A 15,216-nucleotide genomic window follows, 5' to 3' on the forward strand; every position below is an offset into this window, starting at 1 on the left:
TTAACTTTGAATAACAATATACTAAATACTGGGGTACAACAATTTATAAATGAAAATTTAAACACTGACATCCTGTCACTTTTGCTAAAAAAGAGTGTTTTCGCATCTGTTTTATCCAAAGAATTGGTTGCACAGATAGAAGCCAAAAAGAAATGCAGAGACAAGCTCCCCACTTGGTTCCAGACCAAGAATATTTACTACCCCAACAAATTAAATATTGAGCAAACCTCATCGGAACAAACCGCGATTTACAAAGCATCAATCCCCACTAAAAACACCCTCCTAGATCTCACTGGTGGCTTTGGAGTGGATAGCTATTTTTTTAGTAAAAAAATGACTGCCGTTGTCCATTGTGAAATTGATGACAACCTCTCTAAAATTGCAGCCCATAATTTCAAGATTCTGGGAGCAAACAACATTAAAACGACCCCTGAAAACGGTATCGATTATTTACGTAAAACCGAACTTTTTTTTGATTGGATTTATATTGATCCATCCCGAAGAAATGATGCCAAGGGCAAGGTGTTTTTTCTGGAAGATTGTTTGCCCAATGTCCCTGAAAATTTAGAATTAATTTTTAATAAATCAAATGCTGCTTTCATAAAGACATCGCCACTACTCGATTTTTCTGTGGGAATAAAATCCCTGCAATATGTAAAAGAAATTCACGTAGTTGCCGTACGCAATGAAGTTAAAGAACTGCTCTGGATTTTAGAAAAAAATTATAAGAACAGTATCCAAATTAAAACCATCAATCTCACAAAAACAGAAACAGTACATTTTAATTATACCCTGGAAAATGAAAAAGAACTCCTTATAACGTATAACGAACCTCAACTTTACGTGTACGAACCCAATGCTGCTATCTTAAAATCTGGGGCCTTTAAATCGGTCGCAAAGCGATATGGGCTGCATAAATTACATGAACACTCTCATTTGTACACCTCTAATGCGCTCTTAGAGTTTCCCGGAAGACGCTTTCTAGTAAAACAAACATTATCCTATTCCAAAAAAGGACTACAAGGCTTAAAGCTACATAAGGCTAATATTACTACCCGAAATTTTCCTGAAAGCGTTGCAAGTATTCGAAAAAAACATAAAATTAAAGATGGCGGAAGCAATTATCTGTTTTTTACTACCGATTGTAACAATCAAAAGATTGTAATTTGTTGTGAAAAGCTATAAAATTATTCTACGAATCCCTACTCCAAAGTAGCCATCCAATCAGTTAACTGGCTAGACCAAAGACTAAGGTGCTTATTTCTTAACGCCAATGAAAAGCCATGACCACCCTTTGGATAAATATGCATGGCTACCGGAACATTTTTAGCTTTTAGCGCCTTGTAAAACAACAAGCTATTTTCAACCGGAACAGCTTTATCATCGGTAGCATGTACTAAAAATGTGGGAGGTGTATCTTCTGTAACTTGCAGTTCATTGGAAAAATACGTATTCAACTTTTCATTACTTGCTAAATCTCCCAATAAATTATTCCGAGAACCCTTGTGCATATCTACCGTATCTGTAAATGTTATTACAGGGTACAATAATGCCATAAAATCTGGTCTAGCAGAAAATTTATCAATTTCATCAGTGGATTTATAAATGGTATCCTTATAGTGTGTACCCAAGGTAGAAGCTAAGTGTCCACCTGCCGAAAAACCGATAATTCCTATTTTGTCAGCATCAATATTCCATTTTGTTGCATTGCTTCGCACCAATCGCATTGCCCGTTGCGCATCTTGTAAAGGAGCTGTGTGGCGCTCTGTTAAAGATTTTGAATTTGGCAATCTGTATTTAACTACAATACCTGCAATACCCTTGGAATTTAAATATTTCGCTATATCGGTACCCTCCCAGTCATAGGCTAAAATACCATAACCACCCCCAGGAAAAACTAATACCGCCTGCCCGTTTGCATTGTTTTTTGAAGGCAAGTAAACTTCAATGGTTGGCTTTTGTACATTACTAACGATTACAATATCCTTGGTAACAATTTGTTCCACCTCTTTTGTGATCTTTTGATTGGGCACTAGGCCTTGCCAAAGTGGTATAATTTCATTTTGAGCTATGCCGTTCATAGAAAACATCAAACAAGCATATAGGAGGTTTATTTTATTTTTCATCTTTAAATGTATTGATTATAATTTTCCTTTACTCACACTCCCACTTAAAATTAGCCACCTTATCATTAGATGCGGTGGATAAATTATAATGCCACCACTCGGTTCTAATAGACCAAAAGCCGTATTCTTCCATAGTTTCCTTCAATACCTTTCTATTCTCCAATATAGATTCTGGTAAATCCAAATTATCATGATAGGCTCTTTTTCCAAAGAAATCAAAATCGGTTCCCATATCTAATTCTTTACCTTCTAAAGTTTCCAAGGTAATGTCTACAGCCCCTCCTTTATTGTGAATGGATCCTTTTTTAGGATTGGCTACATATTGAGGATTAGGAACAATAGCCCACATCTTATACTGCACGGAATTGGGTCGGTAACAATCAAAAAACTTAATTCGGTATCCTAGCTTCATAAAAGCCTTATTTGCTTTTAAAAGCGCCTTAACGGTTTTTACACGGGTGTAACACTCCGCACAATCGTACACTTTTTCCTTTAAAAAATTATTTTTAGTTGCATAGCGCATATCATACGCAAAATCATCACTGAAATCTGCCAAACGCACAAAAGTGGAATCTGCTAGGCCTGACAAGGATTTAAATTTAGGTTTGGTTTTGCTGTCTGTTGGTGCTATAATTTCCACGGTTGTACTGTCCGATAAAACACTCTGTTTAAGAGTTTCGGATTGTGGACGCTCCTTACAAGCTAGTAGCAACAATAAAATTACAATTGATCCGCAAAATGTTTTCATAGGCTTTAGGGTGATTTTTAAGGAGTATTATTTTTGGATTTTAAGTTTTGTGCTTGTAGGGTTACCACATCACTATCTTGGAACCCAATACGAACAGATTTTGCAACCACAGTACTATCTATAGCCAATGGTTGGGTATAGATATTCCAATTTTTTTGGCTTGGATACCTCCAAATTATGGTAGCATCTTTTTTATCGGACTTTAGGATATACACTTTATTTTTTAGTTCAAATTGAATAGGGTTTAGTTTTGGTGCTTTCCCGTTGATTAACCACCTAGCATTGAGCTCTTTTTCTGTAGTGTTCCCCAAATCATTGATTTCTACCATCCAGTTATCTAGAGCGCTTCTCAAATGGTCCAAAGTCGCTACCAAATCTTCACTAGCTGCCATATTATGTAACTCATATGGATCTTCCTCTAAATTATACAATTCTTCTACAGGTTTTGGTGTATGAAACCACTTGGCAGCATTTTCATCCAATTGGTTCTCCTCATGTAGTTTCTTTAATTGCCGCATCATAGGCATCTGCATTCTATATGCCACATCTAAGGCATTACTCGTATTTATATTAAAGTTACGGATATACTTGTATTTTCCATACCGTACGGCTCGTATTCTATCTACATTTCCGTCAAACCTATCGGAAGTACTAAATATATATTCCCGTTTTGGAGCTTCATACTTCCCAAAGCGAGCCATCCCTTGCATTATTTGGGGTGCTTTTATTCCTGCTAAGGAGAGTACGGAAGGGGCAAAATCTACAAAACTTATAAAATCTGATGAACGATCTGCTTGCTTTTTATTCCCCAAAAACTTAACGATTAATGGTACACGTAGTCCGGTTTCGTACAATGCTCTTTTATAACGTGGAAAAGGCCCACCATGATCCCCATAAAAGAAAATAATGGTATTATCATACATTCCTGATTCTTTCAACTCTTTTAAAAGTGACCCGATTTGGTTGTCCATGCGCTTTAAATTACTGTAATTTGTAGCTAGATCATTCCGGATTACCGTATCATTTTGAGGAAATATAGGCGGTACAGGAATGGAATCTCTATTGACAAATTTTTCACTATCTGTATGTTTCCAAATACCAGACTCATGACAAACTCCAAAATTATATACCGCAAAAAAGGGCTGTCCTTCTTTACGTCCAGTCCATTGCGCTTTACTGCCAGAAATATCCCAAGCAGAATCTAATCCTCTAAAATTATAATCTTCCTTGCTATTATTGGTAGTGTAATACCCCACTTCTCGCAGATACTCTGTAAACATTCTAACACCCTCCGGAACTATTGGGGAATAATTGGTAATTCCTAATTTGTCAAAATAATCCTTAGGAGTCTTAGAATAGGTTCTCATGTTGTGTGTTCCTAGGGTCGCAGGGTACATTCCCGTAATCAAAGAACTCCGTGCTGGTGCGCAAACGGGTACCGGAGCATAGGCATTATCGTAAACCACGCCATCTTTTGCCAACATTTCTAAATTTGGAAGCGCTATACTACTATCTCCGTACATTGGAAAAAATTCAGAGGATTGGTCTTCTGCTACCAGCCAAATAATATTTGGGCGTGCTTCAGTTTTATCTATCTGAACGTTGTTCTTACAACTTACAATACTCAATCCAAAACACACAACCCATCCTAAGTACCTCATAATTACAATATCATTTATTACTTAATAAGCAAAATTGCCATCAGATAAAAAATCCAATGGCAATTTAGTATTTCAAATGTAAACGGAAGAATTTATGTTATTAAATTCATATCATCATCCCATTCTGCCATAATATGGCGCTTGCTTTGATCTACAAATTTAGACTCCCAATCTTTTGGATACGCTTTACCGTGCTTATCCAATACATCTTGTGGCACACCGTCCCATACATTAGCTGTATTTCCTTTATACCCCAAGTCTTCAATACCCATTTTAGAGGTAAAGTACCCTGTTACCGTTAAATTTCGCATCAGAGAAAAGAAATTTTGTTCATAGGTAGGTTCTTCCTTATCTGGAAAGGCAATACCATCTAAAATTACTTTTTGCTGCGCTTCTGTAGCCGATTTAAACTCTACACCGTTCTCTTTATTACTGGTGTGGTCTAACCACATTAACCCCCCTTTAAGCTGGGTTTGATAGGCTGGTATATCTTTAGCCATAAACTCAATAAAGTCGGGCACACCGGCATCGGTAGCGCTACCGTACTTTGCATTTGCAGGTAATATTAATGCACATAAAACATGCAGGGTAGACATCTGGTGTTCGTTAAAAAACTGTTCTGCCTGTAATTTGGCTATTTGTTCTTTTTCCTCTGGTGTACGACCAAAGTGATTTTCATCGATTGCAATTTCCTCTGTTACACCCGCTTCACCATCTATTCCAGGCTTACAACCATTAATGGCCAATCCTCCGGCAACACCGCCAAGAATAATAGATTTTATACTCTTTCTTCTATCCATAACTTTAGATGCTTTGTTGTTTTAATTGTTCTACAATATAATCTGATGTTCTCCAAGCCAATGCTAATATTGTCCATGTTGGATTTTTATCTGCTTGAGAAACAAAAGGTCCGGCGTCAACAATAAACACATTGTCTACATCATGCATTTGTTCAAATTTATTGACAACAGATCTTTTTGGATCATTACCCATCCGTGTAGTACCTACCTCATGAATAATTTCTCCGGGTTTATTTAAACCATAATCTTGCTCTTTCCCTGGCGCATCTCCAAAAACAGTACCGCCCATATTATGAATAATTTCTTCAAAGGTTTCATGCATGTGTTTGGCTTGGTAACGCTCGTGATCTGACCATTGGTAATTAAATCGCAATACAGGAATTCCAAATTCATCTACTTGCGTAGGGTCTATTTCACAGTAATTACTTTCCAAAGCAATAGATTCTCCTCTTCCGCCAAATCCTAAGGTAGATCCATAGTATCGTTTTACATCATCACGCAAGCCATCTCCGTAACCTCCTACATCTTCACCTAACATCTCATTGATGGAGTTTGGATTAAATCCAAAACCGTAATTAGGCATTCCTAATCCGCCCCAAACTTCAATATGATACCCTCTAGGGAAATCCAATTTCTTATTGTCTAACCACCAAGGAGAATAGACATGCATACCACCTACGCCGTCTTCATTGTAAATTTTACGATCCATCATGGATGGAATAAAACCTCCTCTACTTGCTCCTGTTGAATCGTGTAAATACTTTCCTATAAGTCCACTGCTATTTCCCAGTCCTCCTGGATGTTGTTTGCTTTTAGAATTTAAAAGGATACGGGCAGAACTACAAGCTGATGCAGCCATAACCACTACCTTTCCTTTTAATTGGTATTCTTTGCGATCTTCTTTGTTGATATATAAAACGCCGGTAGCCTTACCTTCATCATTTGTGGTTACTTCCCTTACCATAGAATTCACAAATAAATCTATTTGTCCGCCATTGGCCTGAGCAGGGAAAATTAAACAACTCCCTGATGAAAAATCGGCATAATACTGACAAGATCTACCACATTGTCCGCAATACACACAAATACCGCGATCTTTATTCACCTTTTTGGTTACCATAGACATCCGTGCAGGAATAACAGGAATGCCAGATTTTTTAGCACCATCCATATAATAAAGTTCGTGTAATCTCGGTTTTGGTGCAGGTAAGAAAAAACCATCCGGTTCATTTTCTAAACCTTCTTTAGAACCAAAAACTCCAATTAATTTATCAACTCTATCGTAATACGGCTTTACATCATTATACCCTATTGGCCAGTCTTCCCCTAAGCCATCTAGGCTTCTGTGTTTAAAATCTCGCTCACTAAAACGCAATGAAATCCGCCCCCAGTGATTGGTTCTTCCGCCTAGCATTCTTGATCTAAACCAAGCAAATTTAGAACCGTTCTTTTGAGTATAGGGTTCTCCTTTAATATCCCAGCCACCCAAAGCCATATCAAATTCTCCAAAATCACGTACCGTACTCGCGCCTCTTCGTGGCGATTCATAGGGCCATTTAAATTGTGTTTGTTGCTTGGGATCTTTGGGATCGAAAAAAGGACCTGCTTCTACAACAGCTACCTTAAGGCCTGCTTCGGACAGCACTTTCGTTGCCATACCTCCGCCTGCACCAGAACCAACAATGATTACATCATACATAGTTGAAGATTCTATTATCTGCATATTTGTTTCGTTTGAGTTAATTCAGTTTTATTTATACATAACAAGGTATAGGCCTCCCTATACCTTGTCAAAAAAAAATTATTACATTACTATTGTTTTCCCTGGCGTTGGAATTTCATAATTCCCATCTGCATCGGGCATTGTTGGTGGATTAGAATTCCAATTTAAATTATCTGGCACTAAAACTAGTTCCGATTTTAAAGCTTCATCCCAATTTATTACTTTTCCGGAATAGGTAGCCATACGCCCCATAATAGCTGTCATAGTACTATGTGCTCCGTATTCTGCATTACCAATAACCCCTTTATTACGTATGGAAGCAAACAACTTATCATGCTCCACTTGGTACGGATTAGGGTCGTTTTTACCTCTATACTTAAACAACTCTTCGCCGCCTAAGCCCCTTAGGTATGCGGTTCCTGCATCTTTCATTTCAACGGTACCTTTAGTCCCTTGGAAGTTTTCACCTACCTTACTCCATGTTCCAGGTTGATGACGACATTGACTCGCTATTACCGCACCACTTGGGTAAGTATATTCTACAAAATGATGATCAAAAATTTCTCCGTGATCCTTTCCTGTCCGTATTTGTCTACCTCCCATTCCTTGTGCAGAGATTGGCGTTTCACCAACAAACCAGTTGGCAATATCTATATTGTGTATGTGTTGCTCTAAAATATGATCCCCACACAACCAATTAAAATAATACCAGTTACGCATTTGGTATTCCATTTCCGTTTGCCCAGGCTGTCTTTCTCTTACCCAAACTCCACCACTATTCCAATACACTTGGCCAGACATTATCTTACCAACTTCACCAGCATCAATTCGCCTTTTTATTTCAATATAGTTGTTTTGGTAATGTCTTTGTAACCCTACAACTACATTTAAGTTTTTCTCTTTGGCCACTCTAGCCGCCGCTAAAACCCGTCGAATCCCAGGAACATCTGTAGCTACTGGTTTTTCCATAAAAACGTGTTTTCCTGTTTTTACAGCATATTCAAAATGCTGTGGTCTAAATCCTGGTGGGGTTGTTAAAATCACAACATCGGCCTGATCCATAGCTTTCTCCGCAGCATCAAAACCTACATATTGGTGTTTCTCTTTAACATTTACTTTTCCTTGCCCTTCAAAGTTTTTAGATAATGTTGCGAAACTTCCTTGTAACCTATCATCAAAAGCATCTGCCATAGCAACCAACTCCACATTATCGTCAGCTTTTAAAGCCTGACTAGCGGCACCTGTTCCACGACCACCACAACCAATAAGTGCAATCTTTAGCTTTTTCCCATTGCTCATATTTACCATAGCATTCATTTGCATGGTTGGTAAAACCATTGCTCCGGTTAGTAAAGCAGATTTTTTTACAAAATCTCTTCTAGAACTTGCTGCTGTTTCTTCTTCTTTTTTTGGTTTGTTAGAAAGTTTCATAATTTTCACTTTTTGGTTGTTAATTAAACTATTTTTTCTTTGGGACTTTTGGTCCCCAGTATGTATCAAAATCTTTTTCATTGGGAGGATTCATATCTCTCACTATTCTAAACCCTACAAAACCAGCATCTGTATTCCACCAAACACTTTTTGGTAATTGTGGATCTCTTTGATTCCAATTTGTATTAGGAGACTGCCTAGCTGCTGAACGCAACATATCAGGATCGTCATCCCATGAACCACCCCGTACTGTAAAATAACCATTAGAATTAGGCTCCGTACCATACCCTTGTTCTGTATAAAGTCCAGAGGTCCACTCCCCCACATTACCATGCATATCATACAAACCGAAGGCATTTGGTTTTTTTAAACCCACTTCCTTATAGGTGTCGTCACTATTGTCATAATACCAAGCATATTCCCCTAAATTAGAGACTTCATTACCAAATGAATAGGCTGTTTGTGAACCTGCCCGGCACGCATATTCCCACTCTTGTTCTGTTGGCAATCTATAAAAATGTCCTGTTTTAGCAGACAACCACTTGCAAAATTTAGTGGCTGCTAACTGGGTTGTGTTTACCACAGGCAAACCTGCCGAGGTACCCATACCTAAACTCATATCTACATACGGAATTGTAGCTCCAGATATAGCATCTATGTCTAAATTTACATCAGTTGCTTTAGTAGGATCTACAATACTATCTATTTCTCTGTTTAAATACAAATAATACAATTGCCATGTGGTCTCATATTTGGCCATCCAAAATGCATTAATTTTTACTTTTTCCTGAGACCCTTCATCCAATTTTCTTTCTTTTTCATTCTCCGGACTGCCAAACAAGAACTCTCCCGAAGGAATACCTATCATTTCAATCCCTAATTCTGAGCCTGCAAGTTTTTGAATGTAGTCCTTTGGTTTATCCTGTGCAGCAACAAAAGCAACACTGATCACTGAAATTAATAGTATTTTTAGGATCGAATTTATTTTAATCATTATCATTTAAATCTCTAATAAGCTTACTAATTTAGAACAATTGACATAAACTATCTTTTAAATTTATGTTAATGCCCTTTATTTTAAATATTTTACTCGATAGACAGCAGTCCTTCTTCGACTAGCGGAATTCGAAATTGAGCAATACTAGCTGATGTGTGCTCCTTTTTGTAAATCGCTGCCATTTCTGAAATAATTTCGGGATGGTCCTTGGCAATATTCTTTTTCTCAAGGGGGTCTTTTTCCAAATCATAAAGTTCAAGGGTGGCTTTAGCTTTCTTTGATTTTAAGTTTCTTCTAAGTATTTTCCACTTCCCCATACGAATTGCTACTTGCCCTCCAGACTCCGGAAACTCCCAATACAAAAAAGCATGTTCTTTTTGATTTTCTTTAGACAGTAATGTTGGCAAAAAGCTAACCCCATCCGTTTTCTCTGTCATTGAAAAACCAGTAACCTCACTTAAGGTCGCCATTACATCATACTGTGCCGAAATAAGATCAGAGGTACTACCCTTAGCGATGTGGTTGGGCCAAGATGCAATCATAGGAACGCGTATACCTCCTTCGTATAGGTTTCCTTTACCTCTTCCTGCCAGTCCATCAAAAGGTTTTGCACTATCAAAAAATTCCGAGTCGGCTCCTCCATTAAAGGTAGGACCATTGTCTGACGTAAAAACGATAAGGGTATTATCATAGATCCCTTCATCTTTTAATTGTTGCACTAATTTACCAACATTCTCATCCAAATAAGACACCATAGCCGCATAGGCCGCTCTGGGGGTTTGATGTGGAAAATATCCTCTATTGCCCAAATATGGTTTTTCTGCTCCAAATTTATCTTTATAATAATCTACCCAACGTTGAGGCGCTTGCAAGGCTACATGCGGAATTGGTGTAGCCCAATACAGGAAAAAAGGATTTTCTTTATTGCGTGTAACAAAGCCTGTTAACTCTTTAAACATTACGTCTGGCGCGTAATTTTCTAAGGTATACTTTGCATAGCTTTCAGGATTATTAGGATCTGCATTTTTATCCAGTTTGGTCCCAGGGGCAACAGTATCCTTGTTGATATATATTCGCTCTTGATTTTTATACAAATGCATCGGGTAATAGGTATGAGCCTGACGTTGGCAATTAAAACCAACAAAAAAATCAAATCCCTTTTTATTCGGAGTAGAATTGGTGTGTGGCGCCCCTAAGCCCCACTTTCCAATAATCCCAGTTTTGTATCCTACGGCTTGTAGTTTACTTGCCAAGGTAATGGTAGAGTCTGGTAATGGGTATTGCCCTTCTAAGGTAGAATCTTTAATCATGGCTTTATAATCCCAAACATCTCCCCTACTGCTCCAAGCGTAATTGCCTCTGATAAACGCATTTCCAGAATGTAAACCAGTAAGCAACATTCCCCTTGCAGGAGCGCATACAGGCGCAGAAGTATAATGCTGAGTAAACAACATTCCATTACTTGCCAGGGCATCAATATTGGGAGTCTCAATCTTTTCTTGGCCATAAACCCCGAGTTCTCCGTAGCCAAGATCATCGGCCAGGATATAGATGATATTAGGCTTAGTTTCTTCCGAAATTTCCTTATTTTTTGGGTTTTCGTTACACGATAAAAAAAAGAGAAGCAATAGTACACTTATGGAAGCATTGAATTTCATAAACTGAATTTTGTTTAAAAAGTATTAAATGTAGGATTAATCTTGTGCGATAAACTCCATGGGATAATCGGTGCCAGCTACCTTAAGTATGGCAGCGTAAATATAGTCGCACACTTTTTGTTGGCCGGGGAAGTTTATTAATTCGATTGTATCTTCAGGGGTATGGTATTGTGGATGCCCGCCTGTGTGTAAGCCCAAGACTGATATCTTTTTTCTGTAAAAAGAAACATGATCAGACCCGCCTACAGATCCTGCGTGCACAACAGGTGACAACCCAAGTGGCGGCCCCAACTCTTTCATTAATTTCTGTCCGTCAGGAAAGGTACCTGCACCCCCCATATATACTTGGTTGCCTTCATTTAATCTACCAACCATATCCATATTAATCATTAATTTAATTTGAGAAAGCGGCACTATTGGGTTTTCAACAAAGTAACTACTACCCTTTAAGCCTTGCTCTTCCCCGCCAAAAGCTATTAGCAATATACTGCGTTTTAATTCACTTTTATTGGCGGCAAGTCGCTCTCCAATCTCCAATAAGGCAGCTGTACCACTGGCATTATCATCTGCGCCATGGTGAATTTCTATCTTATCGGACTTCGATGAAGGTCCGCCCCCTATACCTAGGTGATCGTAATGAGCTCCTAAGACAATATACTCATCCTTTAAAATTGGATCATTTCCTTCGATAACCCCAATAACATTCCATGTTTTTACAGCTGGTTTTACAGGCATCTCCTTTTTAACACGCAGTTTTACGGTAAACTCTTGGGTATAGCTTTTAGAAAAAGCTGAAATTTTAGATTTTTTAAAATTCTTTTCAATATACCTTACTACCTTTTTATTTAATTTTCCACCGGGATATCTCCCCCCATTTGTATCGGATGTTAAAAATTGAATATGATCTCTTAATTCTGATTCAGTTATTAAAGATTGTGCACTAACCCTAGATAGACTAAACACTAGTACAACAAGCAAAAGGTAATTTTTATTCTTCATGTATATATTTTTATAAATTCAAATATAATCGATAACATATAAACTAGAAATTTATCCCATGGTTAAAATATAAAATACTCTTAGAGACAAAAAACAAATCATTGACTGTTAATTAATTACAGTGTATTTAATGAAATTCGGCTCCTATTTTTGTAACAAAATCTAAGTTTAAAGACATATAATTATACTATATTTAACCCTTTGACATGCGGGTTTCTTCGGATTTAAGTACCTCATATAAAACTAATTCAATTTAAAAATGAAAAAAATCACAACTTTGCTTAGTCTATTCCTATGTATTGGACTATCGGCCCAACAACTAGATCTAAACCAACCCTTACCCGTAAACACTAAAATTAAAAAAGGGGTGCTACCAAATGGTATGACCTATTATATCTACAATACGGACGTTACCAAGGGGGTAGCCAGCTATTATATCATACAAAATGTAGGATCAGTATTAGAGAATGATAATCAACAAGGTTTAGCTCACTTTTTGGAACATATGGCTTTTAATGGCACAAAAAACTTTGCTGGAAAAGGGATCTTAAACACCCTTCAAAAACACGGTGCTGTTTTTGGGAAGGACATCAACGCTTATACTTCTTTTGATGAGACTGTCTACAATATGGATAACATCCCTACAACAGACGGACTTATAGATACTGCTCTATTGGTTTTACACGACTGGTCTAATTACCTCTTGCTAACCGATGAAGAAATAGATGCAGAAAGAGGTGTTATTAAGGAAGAATGGAGAACACGCCAGAGTGGAGGAATGCGAATTCTTCAACAATCTTTACCCGTAATGTTTAACAACTCCAAATACTCCAACCGCTTACCAATAGGCTTAATGGATGTGGTTGACAATTTTGAATACAAAGCCTTGCGCGATTTTTATCATGATTGGTACCGTACAGATTTACAGGCAATTGCTATTGTTGGCGATATTGATGTGGATGAAATAGAACAAAAAATAAAAGATAGATTCTCTGGAATACCTGCTGTAAAAAATCCAAAAGAACGATTTTTAGTTGAGATAGATGACAATGATGAAATGCTTTACAATTTGGCTATGGATGAAGAGGTGTCTACAGCTAGTATTTCTTTTGGAATTAATCACCCTAAATCTATAGAAGACCAAACTGTTGCCGATCTAAAAGAATCTCTTTTAAATGGTATGGCTACCTCTATGCTTTCAACTAGATTGAATGAAATTAGACAAAAACCCGACGCTCCATTTTTATTTGCACGCGTAGGATACAGTGGAAAAGTTAGGCTAAAAAATGAATTTTCCACAAGTATTAGCCCTAAGCCAGACCAGCAACAAGCAGCTTTTAAAGCAGTATTAGAAGAAATCAATAGAGTTGTTAGGTTCGGATTTACCCAGGGTGAAATAGATAGAACAATAAAACAGTATGCCAATTTTTATGAAACAAGCATCAGTAAGGAAGATGATATGTCACATGGGCAAATTATTAGAATGATGCAGAATGATTATTTAAACAATGAAACAATAACACCTATTGCAGAAGAGTACGCCTTGGTGCAAGAAATTTTTGCTACCATTTCTCCTGAAGAGCTACACAATGCCTTTAAAAAATTGTACACTAAAAAGAACAGGGCAATTAGTGTTACCGGTGTTAAAGGAAAAAATAACTTAACTAAGGATGAGGCTGTAGCCATCATAGAAAATGCGGAGAACAATGAAACTTTAATCGCTTATGCAGATGATTTTAGTGGTAAAACTTTATTGTCTGGCACCAGCTTAAAAGAAGGTAGTATTGTAGCAGAGGAAGTTAACCCAGCTATTGGAGCAACCATTTTTACCCTTAGTAATGGGGTTAAAGTTTATTATAAATTTGCTGATAAAAATGCGAATGATGTAAAATTAACGGCTAGGAGTTACGGCGGCACATCCCTTTTACAGGACCAGGACTTACCCTCTGCCAACATTATGGGTAATATTGTACAAATGTCTGGATTAGGAGAATTTTCTGCGACAGACTTACCAAAAATATTGGCTGGAAAAACAGCATCTACTTCTGTTAACCTATCTAGCCTAAGTGAAAGCATAAGTGGTTCTTCTGTGACCAAAGATGTTGAAACTATGCTTCAAATGGTATACTTACGTTTTGAAAAACCTCGTTTTGATGAAGATGCCTATAAAGTATTACTAGGGAATATCACCAATTTTTTATCCAGAAAAAGCAAGGACATTAATTCTAAAATGCAAGATAGTCTTACCGTTACCTTATACGGCAACCACCACCCTAAGGTTCGGATTATGAATGAAGCCTATATGCAAGACGTTTCTTTTGATAAAATGAAAACTATTTACTTGGATCGATTTAAAAATGCAGCCGACTTCACCTTTTTTATTGTAGGAGACATCCAAAAAGAAGAGTTAAAGCCTTTATTAGCCAAATATATCGCTAGTATTTCTGCCAATGCAACCAAGGAAAATTACAAAGTAGATCCCTCTTCTTGGATAAACAACGCCATTGACAAGGATATTTTCTTAAAAATGGAAGATGAAAAAGGCTCTGTTAGAGTGGGGTATAAAAAAGAAATGAAATACAGTCTTAAGAACGATATTTTAGCCAGTGCTTTAGGCGATATTTTGCAGTTGAGAATTACAGAAACGGTAAGAGAAGCAGAAGGCGGAGCCTACTCCCCTAGAGCCAGCGCCAGTTTTAGCAAAAGACCAATATCAGAAGGTAGTATTTCTATCAGTTTTGATTGTAACCCCGAGAAGGTAGATCAGCTAATTACTATTGTACAGGACGAAGTTGAAAAAATTGCAAAAGGTGAAATTAGTCAAGTAGACTTAGACAAAACGTTAACGAACTTTATTAAAGAGCGCAAAGAGTCTAAAGATTACAATAGGTATGAAATGAGTTTACTTCAAAACTATGTATTGGAAGGCTATAATATGAACGACCCTAAGAATTATGAAAATATTGTAAACGCTATCACCGCCAAGGATATTCAAAAATTTACAAAAGCATTATTAAAAGGTGCAAAAACCTACGAAATTGCCTTTAAACCAAAAAAATAAACAAAACAGAAT

The 15,216-nt window shown here is 37.3% G+C and carries 11 protein-coding genes; 2 read left to right on the forward strand and 9 right to left on the reverse strand.

What is annotated here, in order from left to right:
• Positions 1-6 precede the first annotated feature (6 nt).
• Positions 7-1,185 (forward strand): class I SAM-dependent methyltransferase, encoded by a 1,179-nt coding sequence (locus MWU65_RS06855; RefSeq protein ID WP_247076453.1) that lies wholly within the window; start codon positions 7-9, stop codon positions 1,183-1,185.
• A gap of 17 nt (positions 1,186-1,202) precedes the next feature.
• Here the strand turns inward: MWU65_RS06855 and MWU65_RS06860 are convergent, their stop codons facing one another.
• From MWU65_RS06860 to MWU65_RS06900, 9 genes are all read right to left on the reverse strand, one after another.
• Positions 1,203-2,126, reverse strand: a complete 924-nt coding sequence (locus tag MWU65_RS06860; RefSeq protein WP_247076454.1) for an alpha/beta hydrolase — start codon at positions 2,124-2,126, stop codon at positions 1,203-1,205.
• Between the two features lie 28 nt (positions 2,127-2,154).
• Complete coding sequence (locus tag MWU65_RS06865; RefSeq protein ID WP_247076455.1) at positions 2,155-2,874, reverse strand: M15 family metallopeptidase; 720 nt, start codon at positions 2,872-2,874, stop codon at positions 2,155-2,157.
• A 17-nt stretch (positions 2,875-2,891) separates the two neighbouring features.
• The gene (locus tag MWU65_RS06870; RefSeq protein ID WP_247076456.1) at positions 2,892-4,535 is read right to left on the reverse strand and encodes a sulfatase; all 1,644 of its coding nucleotides are present in this window, start codon (positions 4,533-4,535) and stop codon (positions 2,892-2,894) included.
• Between the two features lie 92 nt (positions 4,536-4,627).
• Positions 4,628-5,335 (reverse strand): gluconate 2-dehydrogenase subunit 3 family protein, encoded by a 708-nt coding sequence (locus MWU65_RS06875; RefSeq protein WP_247076457.1) that lies wholly within the window; start codon positions 5,333-5,335, stop codon positions 4,628-4,630.
• Between the two features lie 4 nt (positions 5,336-5,339).
• Positions 5,340-7,058: a GMC family oxidoreductase gene (locus MWU65_RS06880; RefSeq protein WP_247076458.1), complete on the reverse strand. Its 1,719-nt coding sequence runs from the start codon at positions 7,056-7,058 to the stop codon at positions 5,340-5,342.
• Between the two features lie 81 nt (positions 7,059-7,139).
• On the reverse strand, positions 7,140-8,489 hold the full coding sequence (locus MWU65_RS06885; RefSeq protein WP_247076459.1) for a Gfo/Idh/MocA family oxidoreductase: 1,350 nt from the start codon (positions 8,487-8,489) through the stop codon (positions 7,140-7,142).
• A 28-nt stretch (positions 8,490-8,517) separates the two neighbouring features.
• Positions 8,518-9,483 (reverse strand): formylglycine-generating enzyme family protein, encoded by a 966-nt coding sequence (locus tag MWU65_RS06890; RefSeq protein WP_247076460.1) that lies wholly within the window; start codon positions 9,481-9,483, stop codon positions 8,518-8,520.
• 92 nt (positions 9,484-9,575) lie between these two features.
• Positions 9,576-11,144 (reverse strand): arylsulfatase, encoded by a 1,569-nt coding sequence (locus tag MWU65_RS06895; protein WP_247076461.1) that lies wholly within the window; start codon positions 11,142-11,144, stop codon positions 9,576-9,578.
• A 36-nt stretch (positions 11,145-11,180) separates the two neighbouring features.
• Entirely contained in the window at positions 11,181-12,143 is a 963-nt protein-coding gene (locus MWU65_RS06900) for a M20/M25/M40 family metallo-hydrolase (protein ID WP_247076462.1), read from the reverse strand.
• 259 nt (positions 12,144-12,402) lie between these two features.
• Here MWU65_RS06900 and MWU65_RS06905 point away from each other — a divergent pair, with 259 nt between their 5' ends.
• Positions 12,403-15,204 (forward strand): M16 family metallopeptidase, encoded by a 2,802-nt coding sequence (locus tag MWU65_RS06905; RefSeq protein WP_247076463.1) that lies wholly within the window; start codon positions 12,403-12,405, stop codon positions 15,202-15,204.
• The last annotated feature ends 12 nt before the right edge of the window (positions 15,205-15,216 follow it).

Origin of the sequence: Cellulophaga sp. F20128 (genome assembly GCF_023015805.1) — a bacterium.
Classification (GTDB): domain Bacteria; phylum Bacteroidota; class Bacteroidia; order Flavobacteriales; family Flavobacteriaceae; genus Cellulophaga.

Coding starts and splice junctions, on each gene's coding strand:
- MWU65_RS06905 (WP_247076463.1), top strand. CDS start 12,403: ATGAAAAAAATCACAACTTTGCTTAGTCTATTCCTATGTATTGGACTA.
- MWU65_RS06890 (WP_247076460.1), bottom strand. CDS start 9,483: ATGATTAAAATAAATTCGATCCTAAAAATACTATTAATTTCAGTGATC.
- MWU65_RS06885 (WP_247076459.1), bottom strand. CDS start 8,489: ATGAAACTTTCTAACAAACCAAAAAAAGAAGAAGAAACAGCAGCAAGT.
- MWU65_RS06895 (WP_247076461.1), bottom strand. CDS start 11,144: ATGAAATTCAATGCTTCCATAAGTGTACTATTGCTTCTCTTTTTTTTA.
- MWU65_RS06865 (WP_247076455.1), bottom strand. CDS start 2,874: ATGAAAACATTTTGCGGATCAATTGTAATTTTATTGTTGCTACTAGCT.
- MWU65_RS06860 (WP_247076454.1), bottom strand. CDS start 2,126: ATGAAAAATAAAATAAACCTCCTATATGCTTGTTTGATGTTTTCTATG.
- MWU65_RS06870 (WP_247076456.1), bottom strand. CDS start 4,535: ATGAGGTACTTAGGATGGGTTGTGTGTTTTGGATTGAGTATTGTAAGT.
- MWU65_RS06880 (WP_247076458.1), bottom strand. CDS start 7,058: ATGCAGATAATAGAATCTTCAACTATGTATGATGTAATCATTGTTGGT.
- MWU65_RS06900 (WP_247076462.1), bottom strand. CDS start 12,143: ATGAAGAATAAAAATTACCTTTTGCTTGTTGTACTAGTGTTTAGTCTA.
- MWU65_RS06875 (WP_247076457.1), bottom strand. CDS start 5,335: ATGGATAGAAGAAAGAGTATAAAATCTATTATTCTTGGCGGTGTTGCC.